The organism is Streptomyces changchenzhani (genome assembly GCF_039766235.1).
Taxonomy (GTDB): Bacteria; Actinomycetota; Actinomycetes; order Streptomycetales; family Streptomycetaceae; genus Streptomyces.
This window is the reverse complement of the sequence record NZ_JBDHNH010000002.1, coordinates 425,698-440,899: the sequence shown is the minus strand read 5'-3', so window position 1 is coordinate 440,899 and position 15,202 is coordinate 425,698. Positions and strand designations below refer to the sequence as shown.

Below are 15,202 nucleotides of genomic sequence, written 5' to 3'. Positions count from 1 at the left end.
GGTGTGACGCAGGGGGTCGCCGTAGGCTCGGGGTATGGAGCTTGAGGTCAGGCACCTTCGTGCGTTGTGCGCCATCGCCGACACGGGCAGCCTGCACAAGGCGGCCCGCCTGCTCGGGACGACGCAGCCTTCACTGACCACCCAGCTCCGCCGCATCGAGAACGCGCTGGGCGCGGAACTGTTCTCGCGCGAGCGCACCGGCTGCCGCCCGACCCCGCTGGGGCGCGCGGTGCTGAGCAGGGCGCGGCCACTGGTGGACGGGATGAACGCGCTGGTGACCGAGACGCGGGAGGCGGTGGCCCGGACGACCCAGGGCCCGCGACTGCGGATCGGCGCCACCGCGAGCCGGGTCATAGGGGGTTGGCTGCGCCGGCTCCGGATCCGGCTGCCGGAAACGGACACCTCGCTCCAGGTCGACGTATCGGCCAACGCGCTGCTGCGGATGCTCGCGGCCGGGCAGCTCGACGTGGCTTTTGTGCACGAGGTCGAGGGCTTCCCGCTGCGCCTCCCCGCCGGGCTCGTGGAGCGCGTACTGGTCGACCGGGAGCCGCAGTTCATCTGCATGGCCCCGGACCATCCGGCGGCGGCGCGGTCCGTGGTGGAGCTGTCCGACCTGGCGGGCGACCGCTGGATGGTCGACCCGGCGGTGGACGGGGAATGGGACGGCCTGCGCCGCGTACTGGTCGCGGCCGGGCTCAACCCGCCCCTGCTGCACGGTGATTACCTCACCGCCGTGTCCCTGATCGCGATCGGCGAGGCGGTCGCCCCCTGCCAGCCGACCTCGGGGCCGCGCGACGACATGGCCATCCGTCCGCTGCGCGGCGACCCGCTCGGGGTGCGCCTGATGCTGGTCTCGCGGCCGGGGTTCGCCGACTTCGACGCCGTGTACGCCGACCTGGAGACGGCGTACCGCGACGCGGCCATGCGGGCCTCCGGCTACCGGCAGTGGCTGCTGCGCAATGAGAGCCCGCTGCTGTCGCGCGGTGCGGTGGCGTGAGCGTGCGGCTCTACGGCGCGGGCGGGTGAGGGGTCGGGCCAGGGGGCAGGCTTCGGTCCCCATGGGCGTCGCGGTCGCGCTCTCCACGGACATCGCCGTCCACCGGTTCGCGGAGCGGGAGAACAACATCAAGCACTCCGCCGCAGGGCCCTCGAGCGCCGGACGGGCGTCCGGGGGCCCGGGGGCCTTGCCTCTGGTTCGGGAAGGGGCGGGTAGGGGAAGATCAGCCCGCCGCAGGCGTTCCCGCCCCAAGCGCGGCTCCCCACTTACGCTGCCTGTAACAAGCAGCCACGTCCCGCCCCGCCCGAACCCCGCGCCCCGTGAAGGACCTCCATGCCCCCGTCCCGGTCCCCCCTCGTCGCCGTAACCGGAGCCACCGGCCAGATCGGCAGGCGTGTCTCCCACCGCCTCATCGCCGAGCACAGCGCCCTGCGCCTTCTCGGCCGCGACACCTCCCGCCTGCCGAACCTGCCCGGCGCCGTCAAGGCGCCGGCCGCCGCCTACGGCGACGCCGCGGCCATGCGCCGCGCCCTCGACGGCGCACACACGCTCTTCCTCGTCTCCGCGCACGAGAGCGCCGACCGGGTGAGTGAGCACAAGACCGCCGTGGACGCCGCGGTCGCCGCGGGCGTCGAGCGGATCGTGTACGTGTCGTTCCTCGGCGCGGCCCCGGACGCGACGTTCACCTTCGGCCGCGACCACTGGCACACCGAGAACCACATCCGCGCCACCGGCCTGCGCCACACCTTCCTGCGCGACAGCTTCTACCTGGCCGCGCTCCCGGCCATGACCGGCGAGGACGGTGTGATCCGCGGCCCGGGGGCCGACGGCCGGGTCTCGGCGGTGGCGCACGAGGACATCGCGGACGCGGCGGCGGCCGTACTGCTCGACAAGGGCGACGACCACGACGGCGTCACCTACGACATCACCGGCGGCCGCGCCCTCTCCCTCGCCGAAGCCGCGGCCGAGCTGAGCCGCGTCACCGGACGCGGCATCACATACGTACCGGAGACCCGTGAGGAGGCGTACGCCTCGCGGGCGCAGTACGGCGCCGAGGACTGGGAGGTCACGGGCTGGGTGACGTCGTACGAAGCCATCGCGGCCGGCGAGATGGCGGCAGTCTCCGACGCCGTGCCGAGCCTGACCGGCCACCCGGCGAAGACCTTCGCCGAATTCCTCAAGGAGCACCCGACGAGCTACCGGCACCTGCTCGGCTAGGGCCCGCAAGACGTGGCTGGCGGAGGGCCTGACGGGCCGAGGCCCGGCGGGAACGGGCCTGGCAGGATGCGTCTCCGAGTCCGAGGGGTCCGAGGGGTCCGAGGGGTCCGAGAGGTCTGCGGGGTCTGCGGGAGAAGAGCTTTCTGCCGCTTCTGTGGCCGAGACGGCGCGGGTGGAGGCAGCGGCCGTCCGGGCCGACCCGCTGCCCACGGACCTCGCGGCTCCTGCGGACTACGACGCACCCTGTCGAATGCACCGCCCCCTGGGCTACGCGGACATGGACGCCGACGCGTTCGAGGACTTGATCGCCGCGCTCTGCGAACGGGACGGCTGCAGCGATGTGTACGTCGTCGGGGGCGCGGGGGACTTGGGAGCGGACGTGATAGCCACGACTCCCGACGGGCGGCGCGTTTGTAGCGGAGGCATCGGTTAAGCCGGTGGCGGCTTGCGGGCCAGCAGGAACGCCTGCTGCGTCCTCTCTGTATTGCCGTCACCGGGCTCACGCACCAGCCGGGCACGCACGACCAGCCCGGCTTGGCTCAACAGCCCGACGATGTGGTCCGGTTGGAGCCGCTGGAAGTCGAGCGACACCGGGTGCCCGAGCGGCTGCGCCACGTGCAGGGGCTCGTCGCCGACTTGGAAGGCGAGCAGCAGGTGGCCGCCGGGGGCGAGCGCCCGCTGGAACTCGGCAAGGACCTCCGGCAGCCGTTCCTGCGGAACGTGGATGATCGAGTACCAGGCCACGATGCCGCCAAGTGACCCGTCGGGCAGATCCAGATCGGTCATGGACCCCACGTCGAACCGCAGCTCCGGATGAGCCCGCCGGGCGACTTCGATCATCTGCGGCGACAGGTCGACCCCGAAGACGGTCAGCCCCAAGTCCCGTAACTGGCCGGTCACTTGCCCGGGTCCACACCCGAGATCAGCAACCGTCCCGCCGCCGTCGGCCCGCACAAACTCGGCGAACCCCGCCAACATGGCCCGGTCCAACGGCCTGACGCCGAGCTCCTCGCGAAAGCGTTCGGCGTAGTCGACGGCTACGGCGTCGTAGAACACCCGCGTGGCATCCAGGAAGTCCGGTTCGGTCACGGTGGGGCACCCTACTCCGAGTCCAGCGGGGCGCGAGTCAGTCGCGCCTGATGTGCTCCGGGTCGACGTGGCGGCGTACCAAGGGGATGGACGCGGCACCTGCTACGACCAATACGCCGAGGGTGCAGGCGAGCAGGAGGGGGAGGCCGTCCCCGTCCCAGAAGACTGCACCGCCTCCGGTGATGAGGTAACTGGACTCGGCGAGACGGCCGGCGACGAGTGCTGCCACGAGGCCGATGGCAAGGGGCAGCAGTACCTGGATGCATTGGGCGGTGCGCAGGGTGGTGGCGCGGGCGCCGAGGAGGGCGAGGGTCGTGATTTGCCCTCTGCGTTCCATGGCGCGGTCGGCGACGGACACGATGAAGGCGGCCACGCCGATGACGAGGCCGAGGATCATGCCGACAGCCAGGAGGCTCTTGACGACGGTGATCTGCTGCAGGGTCTCGATGATGAGGCCGACGGGCTCGACTGCGGCTGTGGGCGCAAGAGCGCCGATGCCGTTGAGTGCGGTACGTACTGCCTGGGGTTCGGAGGAGGTGGTGAGGTAGAAGTCTCCGTTCGCGGGGATGGCGCGGGCGGGGAGAAGCGAGGGAGGGACGAGTACGTCCGAACCGCTGAGGGCGGAAGGCTGGCGAGCATGGATGGTGAGATGGTCATGAGGCACGGTGACCGAGAACTTCGTCCCGTGTGCCGAGGGTCGGCCGGAGGGCTGCCGCAGGAGGAAGGGGTAGCTCTTCCCCGGCTTCGCATCGGGGTTCTGGGGGTAACCGGGTTCCGTGAGCCGTTGCACCTTGCCGTCGACGCATCCCGAGACCCCGTCGGAGAAGGATGCGAGCTGGGCGCAGGTGCCGACGAAGGCGTTGATTCGGGGGGCGGTGGAGGTGACCGCGGGAATCCAGGACTCCGCGGTGACGGCCTTAGCCCGAACTCCGTCGATCCGGGCCATCCGGGCGCGCTGCCCGGCGGTCACGTCGGCAAGCGCGAGCCGGTATTCCTGGGTGGGTGAGTTGGGGCGGCTGACCTGGTTGAGTTCGACGAGGACGCCCTGGGTCAGGGAGGCGGCGTACACGAGAAGTACGAGGCCGGTGACTACGCGCAGGGAGCTGCCGGGCTCGACCTCGTTGCGGCGCATGGCCAGGGTGAGCGGGAGGAACTGGGTGGTTCCGGCCAGGCGGCGGGCGAGCCAGGAGGTGATCGGGGCGAGGGCAAGGACCAGGCCGGCGCCGGTGAGTAGGACAGCTGCGGGTACTAGCACGGCGTTGGCGTAGCCCTGGGAGGGGTCGTGTCCCAGGGCACCGAGGACGCAGTAGCCGGTGATGACGCCGAGGCCGGGCAGCAGGAGTAAGAGGCCGTACTTGCGCGGGGGTTTGCGCTGGGCGCTGCGTCGGACGTTGAGCGGGGTGAGGGCGGCTTCCCGGCCGTGGTGACGTCCGACGAGCCAGGCCAAGGCCGGGCAGGCGAGCAGACAGATGGCGAGGGTGGTCACCGAGGGGCGGCCGTCGGCTGCGTACCACTGGAGCCCGGGGAGTCCGATCCGGGCCATGACCTCGTTGACGAGGAAGTACTCACCGATGCCGAGCAGCGCGCCGAGGAGCGCTGCCACGACGGTCTCGACGGCGTTGACGCGCAGGGTGCCCCTGATGCTCAGTCCGAGCAACCGGAGTGAGGCCAGCCTGCGGGCCCTCGTCTCCGCCGACAGCCGTGCGCACACGGAAAGGAATACGACCAGGGGCAGCAGGACCAAGCAGGCGAGGGTGAAGCGGAGGATGTCGAGGGTGTCGGGTTCCACCACGGGGGACGGGGAAAACCGGGAGCCGAAGCCGGCCAGAGGGCGCGCGGACGGGATCTGGTCCCGGGTCTGACCGACATAGGCGTACAGCTCATCAGGGCCTGCGAGCCCTTCCGCGCCGATCGTGCCGGTGATTCGGCCGGGCAGCAGCCCCAGGAGGCCGGGCTCGTCCGCCACGATCTTGCGCAACTGGGGGGAGACGAGTACCTCTCCCGGCGCGGGCAGCCGGTCGAGACCCGGTGGGACAGGGGCCGGGCCTGTGGTCGGTCGGGAGACAAAGACGCGGTTGAACGGTCGCGAACCGTAAGGGTCTTGACGCTCGAGGAAGACGGTGTCGGCGGCGGACCGGGCATGCATCACCTCGAGAACCGTCTGCGGATCGCGTTCGGCGGACCGGCCGTTGTGGGCCGCGAGAATCGCGGGGATCGTCAGCACGGCTGCCAAGCAAGCCACGCCCAAGGAGCAGCCGACGGACATGAGGAGGAAGCGGGCTCGCCCCTTCCGCCCGCCAGACCACAGGAGACGCAGTCCGAGAAGAAAGGTGTTCACACCGTCACCCGCTGCGACAGGACCCCGTCGGTCATCGTGTACTGGCTGTCGGCGTGCGCGGCCACCGCCGCGTCGTGCGTCACCATGACCACCGCTGTGCCCTGCGAGCGCGCCAGGTGTAGGAACTCCTCAAGAACGGCAGCGGCGTTGGCGCTGTCGAGGGCGCCGGTCGGCTCGTCGGCGAACACCACGGACGGGCGGTGTACGAGCGCACGCGCGACCGCGACGCGCTGGTTCTGCCCACCGGATACCTGCGAGGGCCGACGCTGTTTCAACTCCGCCAGCCCGAGCCGTTCCAGTACCTCCGCGGCGGCGGCGTGGGCCTGCGCCTTTCGCTGCCCGGCGAGCCGTAACGGCAACGCGGCGTTCTCCTCGACCGTAAGCTCGGGCAGCAACTCCCCGTACTGGAAGACGAACCCGAAGCGCTCGCGTCGCAGCGTGCTGAGCTCGTCGTCGGTGAGCTTCGAGAACGAAACTCCGTCGAAGACCACCTTGCCCTTGGTCGGGGCAAGCACCCCGGCCAGGCAGTACAGGAGCGACGACTTCCCGGAGCCGCTGCTGCCCATGACGGCGGCGACCTCGCCAGGATGCAGTGCGAAATCAGCACCGCTTACGGCTCGTTGAGAGCCATAGAGGAGATCCACGCCCCGGGCGTGGAGTACGGCGTCCATGGTGATGCGAACTCCCTTGTGCTGCGGAGGCCGGACTGCTCCGGCCTCCGTAACGGTTGGCCGTCGACTACCTCGCGTAGTGCTTTGTCACCGAGCAGTTGTCCGGCCGCAATGAGCCCCGGTCCCGGCACGCGCGGACCCATGCCTTGCGGGTGTGCTGAGCCGCACCGTCGTAGAGCAGCTTGTCCAGGCGAACGCTCCTCTTCTGCACACCGTTGAAACGCCGCCAGCTGTAGCTCTCGACCTTGGCCTGCACATAGACGTTGTGCCCGTCGCTGGGCCCCGTGTCAGTCAGCCTTCCCTTGAGCTGGAAACCGCCGTGGCTCTTCCTCTTGGGCCACCAGGTGTAGGTCGCCTCGCTGAACACCGCGCCACCGGTCTCCATCTTCGGAACGGGATGCCAAGACTGGGCGAAGGAAGCACCCACCCCGCCGATAAACAGACTGACGGCCATCGCCGCCGTCGCGAACTTCCGCACTGTTCCTCCAGTTGAGGGCCATTCGTGAACATCACAGAAGGTAGCGGTCCGACTACCCAATGAGTTGATCTACGGCGTGACTTCGCCCGATCCGGTGAAGCGCTGCGGAAGGGTGACGGCGCGGCGCGAGCCGCTTGGTCCTGGTACCTCGCCCTCTGGCATGGCTGTGCTGCCACCTGAGGGCGGGCTGAGGATGGCGGTGAGTGGAGCCGGCAGGCCGACAAGGCCAGCGCTGCGGACGATCTCGTGAGAGTCGCGTGACCAACGCAGGCACCCACAACACTCGGCTTCGCGCGTGTGTGCAGTTCAGGGGAAGCCATCCCATGGGGGGCCGTTCTGGCGGACCATGGAACTGACATGCCTGCTAGGGCTGTGGACTTGGGTGGGGGATATTGTGCACATCGAGGTGCGTGTGCAAGGCGGCGACGATGAACTTCGGTCCCTTTACGGCTGGCTTCGAGACGAACCTTCCGTGCGACGCACTGCCGGTCTAGAACTGGTTGAGCAGCCTCCACGTCCCGGCCAAATGGGCGGCGCGGTCGACATCCTCCAACTGGTGACGGACAACGGTTGGAGTGCAGCAGCTTTTGCCTTCACGCTTGCCACCTGGCGTCAGACGCGTAGGCGTGATCCCGGGGTCACGGTGAGGCGCGGAGAAACAATCGTCACGCTGTCCGACTGTAGCGACGCGGAGATCCAGCGTGTGATCGAGTTGCTTGAACAGAGTGGGGACGGGGAGGGCTTGAGCCCGTGAGCAGCAGGATGCCTGACGCTGGTGCGTCATATGCGGTGCTGATCGGGGCCAGCCGCTATGCCCACCTTGAGTCTCTGCCCGCGGTGGTCAACAACCTGACGTCACTTGCGCATGAACTGGCGGGACCTCATTCCTGGGGGTTGAGGGACGGGCACTGCATTGTGGTTCCGGAGCCAGACACTGCGACACAGGTATTGGACGCGGTGAAATATGCGGCGGAAAAGGCGACGGACACATTGCTGGTGTACTACGCCGGGCACGGTCTTCAGACTGAGGATGGTGACCTGTACCTGTCTGTGTCCGGATCGATACCCCAGCGGGCAGATACAGGATTGCAGTACGACCACCTTCGTAAAATGCTCTTGAGGAGTCGGGCGGAACGGCACGTTGTGGTACTCGATTGCTGCTTCAGCGGCAAGGTGCTCGGGGCAATGAGCGGACCCGCTGAATTGGTGGAGCAAGCGGAAATCGAGGGGAGTTATGTCATGGCGGCATCTCCGGGACACCGGCAGGCACTCGCTCCTCCGGGTGACACATACACTGCGTTTACGGCCGAACTGCTCAACCTTTTGAGGGCGGGAATCCCAAGTGGCTCCCCGCTGCTCGACCTTGATTCTGTCTACGGGCACATTCGCAGAGCACTGACGGCCAAAGGGCGCCCCGCCCCTCAGAAACGAGGCGGGAACACGGCTGGTCAGCTTGCGCTGTGCCGAAACCGTTCCTTTCGAGCTGCCCCCACTCGGTTCGGGCACGAGGCGGGAGAGCCGCTACGTGAGCGACCCTGGCCTGACCCGAATGGTCTTCGTACCGCCACGGGGTTCATCGACGCACTCTCTCAAGTCCGAGTCACGAGTTGTATGAGCCACAAGGACATCAGCGCACAGTCGGGCGGCCGCATCGCGCCAGGCACCGTGAGTAGCCTCCTGAACAGGAAGACTCTGCCCAGTCGTTGGAACAGCACCCACGTTTTCTTGTCAACGTGCGGCGTTCCCGTGAGTCAGATCGTCAGTTGGAAGGAGGCTTGGGAGCGGCTGAGGGCTGAGCAGCGGGCAGAGACTGTTGTCGAGTCTCAGCAGCAGGAAGCCTCCAGATCGTCAACTGCACCGCAGTTGACGATCTGGAGGAAGCTTGAACGGCGCGCCAAACGCAGAATCAAGGAGTAACACTCCGCTGTCCCGGAAGGCCCGGATTTGACCGGCCGTGCTAGCGGGGTGATGACACCTTTGTCGTCGGCGAAGCCGGTTGGTGTTTCGGAGTGACATCGTCGGAATCGCTTCCGAACAGGGTGTTCCATGCAGCAATCAACAGCAGTACAGCTACCACAACCACCCACGTCGCAGGCTTCTTCATTCGGCTGGAGACTGTAGTCGGCTTCACGTGGTGCGCTGCGCGGTAGTACCCCTTGCGGCTCTTTGCCATTTCCGCTCCCCCGAGAAAAGTTTGAACAGACTGCTTGCTCCGGATGGCAGTGTGACAGCGGATGGCTTTCACGGGGTGTGTCTTGGCGACCTACGGCCAGATTCTCTCGGAGTGACGCCGCCTTTGGCGCAAAGTCCCCCGCTCGCGCGGGCACGCAGGGAGGGAATGGCTTCGACCTTGGCAGCTGGGAGTCGGTCCCAGAGGATGCCGCTCGGCCGGTGAGGGTGAGTGCAGATGATGATCTCGTCCGGGGTGACGATCAGGTCGACGTTCACATCATGTGCGCCATGGGGGATAGGAGTTTCCGTGACCTGCAGGGAGTGGACGGTGGTGACGATGAGGGTGTCAGGAGTGATGAGGCCGGCCTCGGCGAGAAGGGCGAACTCGATGTCGGAGTAGCCGGCGCCCTTACCGATGCGTACGCCGGTGGGGTTGACGGCGACGCTGCCGAGGACGATCACGTCGATGGGGGCGAGGGCGTCGACCTCGACGGTGGGAGCGTGCATGGCGGCCGTGCGGCTGTATGCGGCCTCAGCGGGTGGAACGGAGAGGGCTACGGGGTCCAAGAGGTAGAAAGGGCGCTCGGCGGCGAGCTTGGGGACGGCCATGTAGACGGTCTTGTGCTCGGTCAGGGCGCGGACGCGGACGGGGTACTGGGCCTTGTCGGGGACGGACTTGATGATGCGGGAGCGCTGCCAGGCCGGGAGGATGGCGAGGCGGTCGGCGGCGGCCTCGCGACCGTGGAAGTTGGGGATGCGGCCATGGGAGGTTGTGTCGTGGACGGCGCCGGCGGCGTCGAGGGCGTCCCAGATTTGGGTGCGGACGACTTGTTTGGCTTGGCGGTCGGGCGTGTGGGTCACCCAGGTTCTCCTTGCGCGTGCGGGGGATGCTCAGGGTGTGGCGATCAGGTCCAGGAGCCGGTCATGGACGTCGGCGACTGCGGGCTGGGTTCGCCAGGGGCGCAGTTCGCGGGCCGCTCCGAAGACGATGTTCATGCCTCCTCCGCCGCGCGTTTCCTCCAGCTCGTCGATGGCTGTGCCAAGGGCGGATACGGCTGCGTCGACCTCGCCTTGGCGGATATAGGCGAGCGTAAGGTTCCCCAGCACGATGGCGCGTGACTTCCGGCGATCGCGCAGTTGGGCGGCCGTACTCATCAGCGTCTTCTCGGCTCGCTCGTGTTGGCCGAGACTGAGATAGCAGGATCCGGCGAGGCGGCCGAACTGGGTGGGAGAAACGAGTTCGGCGGCGATGTCTGCCGGGTCGGTGTGCTCCAGATGGTGCTCGGCTCGGCCGAGCGAGCTCTCGCACTCGGTGGCTTCGCCGAGCATGGCGTGGGCCTCTGCGGCGTGGAGGGTGGCCAATCCGGTCAGCGCGCGGCTGACGGGACGGGCGATTTCGGCAGCTTGGCGGGCCAGGGTGAGTCCGTTGCGCGGGTCGTGGGCTCCGTACAGCGCGACGTAACAGGTGCGGAGTAGGGCGTGGGATTCCAGGGCGCGATCCTGGAGGTGGCGGGCGACGCTGACGCTCTGGCTGTAGTAGATGCGGGTGGTGGCGTGGTCGCGGCGCTGGGAGGCGTCCCAGATGAGCTGGCCCATGAGAGTGGAGGCATCCGCCTGCAGGGTGCGCATGGCGCGTTGGACACGGCCGCCTCTGGCTCCCGCCGCGATCGCTCCGATCTCGGTGAGATGTTGTCCGGCTTCGGCGAGTAGACCGGCCGAGGGGGCGTGGTCGTAGCGGGAGGCCAGGTGCTCGAAGTCGTCGCGCAAGACGCCGGCGGTTGCCAGGTCGGTGCGGGCGGGTTGGCGCAGAGCGTGTTCGCGGCGCTGGGTGTGGAGAGATTCGGCCTGGCCGGTGGCGGTGAGCAGGTCGTGTAGTTCATCTGCGGTGACCTGTAATTGAGTGGCCAGGCGGGGCCTCATCCATGGCTGCGGAGAGCCTTTGCCTGCCTCCCAGCGCACGATGGTCGATCGATCGACGCCCAGGTTCTCGGCGAGCGCTTCCTGAGTGAGGCCGGCGGCCAGGCGCCGCTGGATGAAGAGGTGCCTTTTCAGCGCCATGAGTTCAGCTTCCCGCGCGGTTTCCCGGTCGTCGGTGTCCGGTTCTTCGAGGTCATGCCCCGGTGTGCCACACGGATACCGCATCGATGCGTCCATTGTGCTCTGGGATGAGGGCAGTTGGGGCGGTTGTCTGGGACTCGCAGCCAGTTCCCGACCAGAAGGGCCGACCGCTCATGGTGATCCGTAAGACGAATCCCGGGCCCTACCGGCTGCTGGTGTTTCAGGTGGCAGCGCAGAACGAGGCGGTCTCCATGGCTCGTCGGCGGATCCGGGCAGGTCTGGGGGAGTGGGCGACTCCGCTGTCGGACGAGGCGGTTCGCGACGTCGAGCTGGCCGCAAGCGAGTTGATCACTAACGCCGTGGTGCACACCGCGTTGGAGTGCACGGTCACGGTGGCTTGGGACGGCACTCGTCTGCGGGTCGAGGTGTGCGACGCCGACCCGGTGCAACCTGTCTCCGCCCTTGCTGACGAGGACGCCGAGCACGGTAGAGGATTGCTGCTCGTCTCGGCTCTCGCAGCTGACTGGGGCGTGGTGACGCTACCGGTCGGCAAGGCGGTGTGGTTCGAAGTCGGCCCCACCGCCGCGTTGGCAGGCAGCGCCCGCCTCAATGCTCTGGTACGCGCTGCCGCTGCTTGGCGCTGTCCTCGCGACTTGTGCGACTCACCCCCATTGACTCCCCTGCCGCATCACCAGGTGGGGCAGGGGGCCGGGCTCAGGAGCCGCCCTACCTAGGGCTCCGGTCCCGGAGTACGGCTCATCGGTCTGCCCCGCAGCTGGTGAGCCCCCGGTGGCGCTCCGTGCACAGCGGCGGTTCCCCCGCCTCGGCACGCGGCACTGCCCGCAGATAGGGGATTGGGCACCCGGCCCGTCCCACACTCAAGAAGAGGAGTACGTGTCATGCCCGAGCAGATTTCCGTAGTGACTGGCGAGCAGGAGGACGGCCTGCTGGTCGCACGCCGCCGACTCACCGCCGCCCGCAGCCGCGCCGAGCAAGGCTCGGACGGCGGCTCGACCGGCGTCTCCGACAGCAACGACTGAAAGGACGGCCCGAGATGACCACCGGAGCATCCGCGGTGGTCGCGCGCCTGGGCGAGGACTTCCTCGCCCAGGCGTACGGCCGCACCTACCGCGTCGTCCGCGGCGACGCCACCACGACCGCCGACTTGTTCGGTTGGGAGGATCTCAACACGATCCTGGCCCAGCACCGCCTGGAGGCTCCACGCCTGCGGCTGTCGGCAGGCGGCGAGATGCTGCACCAGCACACCTACGCCCGCCCCTTCATGACGCGCCGCAGCACGGTGTGGCACCGAATGCAGCCGAACGCGCTGCACGCGCGGCTGTCCGAGGGCGCCACTCTCGTCCTGGACGCCGTCGATGAACTTCACTACGGTGCCCAGACGCTCGCCGCCGAGCTGGAGCGGTTCCTGCGCACGGGTGTGCAGATCAACCTGTACGCGTCCTGGACCGACACCGAGGGCTTCGGAACCCACTGGGACGATCACGACGTGGTCGTCGTACAACTCGACGGCGCCAAGCGGTGGAAGCTGTATGGGCCGACCCGGAAAGCGCCGCTGCACCGTGACGTCGAGGCCCCTGAGCCGCCCCCCGAGGAACCTGTCGTGGACCTCGTCCTGACCTCCGGAGATGTGCTCTATCTGCCGCGCGGCTGGTGGCACGCGGTCGCCGCCTCCGAGGGACAGCACTCTCTGCACCTGACCTGCGGCCTGCAGACAGTGATCGGCGCCGACGTGCTGATCTGGCTCGCTGACGTCCTGCGAGCCGAGGAGGCGGTACGCGGCGATGTTCCCCGGCTCCTGTCCGAGGCCGAGCAGCGCGCGTACGCCGCACAGCTCGGCAAGATTGTCAGCGATGAGTTCGCGCGCCCGGACCTGATCGACCGGTTTCTCGCCGCGCGGGACGCGGGCGAGCGCCTCCGGCTGCGGCCCTCGTTGCCTTACCTGAGCGCCGTACCGCCGCAGGCCGACCTGCCGGTCCGTCTGTTGGCCAACCGCCCTCGACTTACCACCGACGCGGACGGCCTCGCTGTACTGGCGGCCGGGGGCGAAGAGTGGAGTTTCGCCGGCCAGGCCCGGCCGCTGCTCGATCTGCTGCTGGACGGGCAGTCGCATGCGCTCGGGGTCCTGGCTGAAGCTGCACAGGTCAGCGTTGGACAGGCCGCCACTCTCGTCACGGAGCTGGTGAGCGGACAGATCGTCGCCGTTGGGGGTGAGCGATGAACGCTCGGTTCGGCCTGGGCACCTATCGCTGTCAGGACACGGCGTCGGCGGCCTCTGTCGCTGTGGCGTCCGGCGTGGACTGGATCGACACTGCGCCCAACTATCACCACGGACTCGATGAGATCGCCCTCGCCCCCGTACTCAAGCGCCACCGGCACGTAGGGCTGTCCATCAAGGTCGGCTTCATCGCCCCTTCCACTTGGGCCGAAGCGGTGGCCGAAGGCGTACTGCCGGCGGAAGAGGCGGGCATGCGGCACAGCCTCCAACCTGGTTTTATACGCTGGCAGTTGGTGCGCAGCGTCCAACACCTCGGCCGCACGCCGGACGTGGTCTTCGTCCACAACCCGGAACACCCAGGGGCCGGACAGTCGTCCCTGGCAGACCTGAGCACGCGCCTGCTCGATGCCTTCGACGCGCTGGAGAGCGCCTGCGCCGATGGGCTGGCCCGCTCCTACGGCCTCGCAACCTGGAGCGGTTTCAGCGACGGGCACTTCACCGTCCGTCAGCTCCTTGCGATCGCCCGGCGGGTGGGGGGTGGCAACCACCGCTTTCGCGCCGTGCAGATGCCGCTCTCGCTTGTCCACGTCGCTCCACTTCACGCGGCCCTCAACGGCCAGGGCGTGCTCGTCCAGGCTGGAGAGGCGGGACTGGAGGTCTTCGCCTCCGCGCCGCTCCATGGTGGGGCACTCGCTGAGCTGCTCACCCCTGAGGCGATCGCGCTGATCGGCCGCAACCTCAGCCCTGCCCAGGCCGCGCTTGCTGTGGTGGCCTCCACCCCAGGGGTGAATCGGGTTCTGCTCTCTGCCAGTTCTCCCCGACACTGGAACGATGCGGTGATCCTCCAGGACCGTGCCCCCGTCCCGCCTGACCAACTGCGGAAGGCCCTCGATGTTCTCGCTGCCGGATGACCCCGCCGTCGCCGACCGCATGCGCGCCGCTCACCACCAGGCCACCGTCGTGCTCTCCGTACGCCCCGACGGAACACGGGAGGCGTGGGGGTGGCGCGGCCGAACTCTGGGACGACCGGTCACCGGCACCGACGGGCCTGTCTGGCTCCGCCTTGTCTGCATGCCCGCAGAGGAGGTCGGCGGCAAGCTTTGGGAAGGCCCCGAAGCAGCCCAGAAGGCCATGCCGGACAGTGTCCCCCGCCCCCACCTGCTGAGGGTCTCGGACTGGACCGAGGGTACGTACGCCTACCGCGCAGAGCTCTCCGAACGCATCGTCCACAACCCCGTCACCACCGACGGCCCCACCCTCCGCGCCGCGCCCGATCTCTCAGCCGGCTGGTGGGGCGACCTGCGCTCCGCGCTCGCCCAAGTCGCCGCCGTACAGACCGACCGCGTCGCTGTACGCCAGGAGTACCTCGACCGGGCCATGCCCGAGTACCTCGCCTTCACCGGCACCCGCATCAACACCACCGTGCCGGTTTGGACCGCCTCCCACGGAGATCTGCACTGGGCCAACCTCACGGCCCCACGCCTCGCCCTCCTCGACTGGGAGGGATGGGGCACCGCGCCAGCCGGCTTCGACGTCGCCATGCTCCACGCCTACAGCCTGCTCGTCCCCGAGACCGCCGTGCGCGTACGTGCCGAGTTCCCTGAGGCTCTCGCCACCGCTGCGGGGCGGTTCGCCGAGCTCGCGGTGATCACTATGCTGCTCCAGACCACCACCCGTGGGGACAATCTCGATCTCGAAGTGCCACTGCGGGAGCGGGCACAGGAGCTAGTCCGGCGGTAGGAATCGGCCGTCGATGAGCGGCTCTTCACGATGGAGAGGGCGAGCCCCTCAACTTCCTTCGTTGGAAGGCTGAATGGAAGTGCGCGAGTTGCGATTCACGCGTACCTCCGGCCGAGAAAAGAAGACCGCACCCGCTCCGCCATGGACGCCGTTCTCGGCGGCCTGCGGACCGGGTGCGGACAGGTGGGCGATCTGACTAGCGAAA

General features: G+C 68.4%; 15 protein-coding genes and 1 pseudogene. 10 read left to right on the top strand and 6 right to left on the bottom strand.

Annotated elements, in window-relative coordinates; genetic code table 11:
• Positions 1-34 precede the first annotated feature (34 nt).
• From ABCR94_RS10185 to ABCR94_RS10175, 3 genes and pseudogenes are all read left to right on the top strand, one after another.
• Positions 35-997: a LysR family transcriptional regulator gene (locus tag ABCR94_RS10185; protein ID WP_347118882.1), complete on the top strand. Its 963-nt coding sequence runs from the start codon at positions 35-37 to the stop codon at positions 995-997.
• Positions 998-1,330: 333 nt separating this feature from the next.
• Positions 1,331-2,215, top strand: coding sequence for an NAD(P)H-binding protein (locus tag ABCR94_RS10180; protein ID WP_347118881.1), 885 nt, complete (start codon positions 1,331-1,333; stop codon positions 2,213-2,215).
• Between the two features lie 286 nt (positions 2,216-2,501).
• Positions 2,502-2,627, top strand: a pseudogene (locus ABCR94_RS10175) (restriction endonuclease); the annotation flags it as partial.
• Positions 2,628-2,644: 17 nt separating this feature from the next.
• On the opposite strand, the gene ABCR94_RS10170 reads toward ABCR94_RS10175, so the two are convergent.
• From ABCR94_RS10170 to ABCR94_RS10155, 4 genes are all read right to left on the bottom strand, one after another.
• Entirely contained in the window at positions 2,645-3,304 is a 660-nt protein-coding gene (locus ABCR94_RS10170; RefSeq protein WP_347118880.1) for a class I SAM-dependent DNA methyltransferase, read from the bottom strand.
• Between the two features lie 37 nt (positions 3,305-3,341).
• Entirely contained in the window at positions 3,342-5,642 is a 2,301-nt protein-coding gene (locus ABCR94_RS10165; protein WP_521976631.1) for a permease-like cell division protein FtsX, read from the bottom strand.
• Positions 5,639-6,313: an ABC transporter ATP-binding protein gene (locus ABCR94_RS10160; protein WP_347118879.1), complete on the bottom strand. Its 675-nt coding sequence runs from the start codon at positions 6,311-6,313 to the stop codon at positions 5,639-5,641. The genes ABCR94_RS10165 and ABCR94_RS10160 overlap by 4 nt, the downstream gene beginning before the upstream one ends.
• Before the next feature lie 67 nt (positions 6,314-6,380).
• Positions 6,381-6,791 (bottom strand): hypothetical protein, encoded by a 411-nt coding sequence (locus ABCR94_RS10155; RefSeq protein ID WP_347118878.1) that lies wholly within the window; start codon positions 6,789-6,791, stop codon positions 6,381-6,383.
• A 346-nt stretch (positions 6,792-7,137) separates the two neighbouring features.
• Here ABCR94_RS10155 and ABCR94_RS10150 point away from each other — a divergent pair, with 346 nt between their 5' ends.
• Both ABCR94_RS10150 and ABCR94_RS39030 read left to right on the top strand, forming a co-directional pair.
• Positions 7,138-7,545: an effector-associated constant component EACC1 gene (locus ABCR94_RS10150; protein ID WP_347118877.1), complete on the top strand. Its 408-nt coding sequence runs from the start codon at positions 7,138-7,140 to the stop codon at positions 7,543-7,545.
• Positions 7,546-7,553: 8 nt separating this feature from the next.
• The gene (locus ABCR94_RS39030; RefSeq protein ID WP_521976741.1) at positions 7,554-8,708 is read left to right on the top strand and encodes a caspase family protein; all 1,155 of its coding nucleotides are present in this window, start codon (positions 7,554-7,556) and stop codon (positions 8,706-8,708) included.
• A 324-nt stretch (positions 8,709-9,032) separates the two neighbouring features.
• Here ABCR94_RS39030 and ABCR94_RS10145 read toward each other — a convergent pair whose 3' ends face one another.
• Both ABCR94_RS10145 and ABCR94_RS10140 read right to left on the bottom strand, forming a co-directional pair.
• Positions 9,033-9,824 carry a 5-formyltetrahydrofolate cyclo-ligase gene (locus ABCR94_RS10145; protein WP_347118876.1) on the bottom strand — a complete coding sequence of 264 codons (792 nt, stop codon included), beginning with the start codon at positions 9,822-9,824 and terminating at the stop codon, positions 9,033-9,035.
• Between the two features lie 30 nt (positions 9,825-9,854).
• A complete protein-coding gene (locus ABCR94_RS10140) occupies positions 9,855-11,021 on the bottom strand; it encodes a helix-turn-helix transcriptional regulator (RefSeq protein WP_347118875.1) in 1,167 nt (388 codons plus the stop codon).
• Between the two features lie 173 nt (positions 11,022-11,194).
• Between ABCR94_RS10140 and ABCR94_RS10135 the strand changes: the two genes are divergently transcribed.
• The 5 genes from ABCR94_RS10135 to ABCR94_RS10115 all read left to right on the top strand — a co-directional run bounded on the left by ABCR94_RS10135 (position 11,195) and on the right by ABCR94_RS10115 (position 14,997).
• Positions 11,195-11,755: an ATP-binding protein gene (locus ABCR94_RS10135; RefSeq protein ID WP_347118874.1), complete on the top strand. Its 561-nt coding sequence runs from the start codon at positions 11,195-11,197 to the stop codon at positions 11,753-11,755.
• Positions 11,756-11,920: 165 nt separating this feature from the next.
• The gene (locus tag ABCR94_RS10130; protein ID WP_347118873.1) at positions 11,921-12,061 is read left to right on the top strand and encodes a hypothetical protein; all 141 of its coding nucleotides are present in this window, start codon (positions 11,921-11,923) and stop codon (positions 12,059-12,061) included.
• A gap of 14 nt (positions 12,062-12,075) precedes the next feature.
• The gene (locus ABCR94_RS10125) at positions 12,076-13,260 is read left to right on the top strand and encodes a cupin domain-containing protein (RefSeq protein WP_347118872.1); all 1,185 of its coding nucleotides are present in this window, start codon (positions 12,076-12,078) and stop codon (positions 13,258-13,260) included.
• On the top strand, positions 13,257-14,168 hold the full coding sequence (locus ABCR94_RS10120) for an aldo/keto reductase (protein WP_347118871.1): 912 nt from the start codon (positions 13,257-13,259) through the stop codon (positions 14,166-14,168). The genes ABCR94_RS10125 and ABCR94_RS10120 overlap by 4 nt, the downstream gene beginning before the upstream one ends.
• Entirely contained in the window at positions 14,149-14,997 is an 849-nt protein-coding gene (locus ABCR94_RS10115; RefSeq protein ID WP_347118870.1) for a hypothetical protein, read from the top strand. Before ABCR94_RS10120 ends, ABCR94_RS10115 begins: the two co-directional genes overlap by 20 nt.
• Positions 14,998-15,202 lie beyond the last annotated feature (205 nt).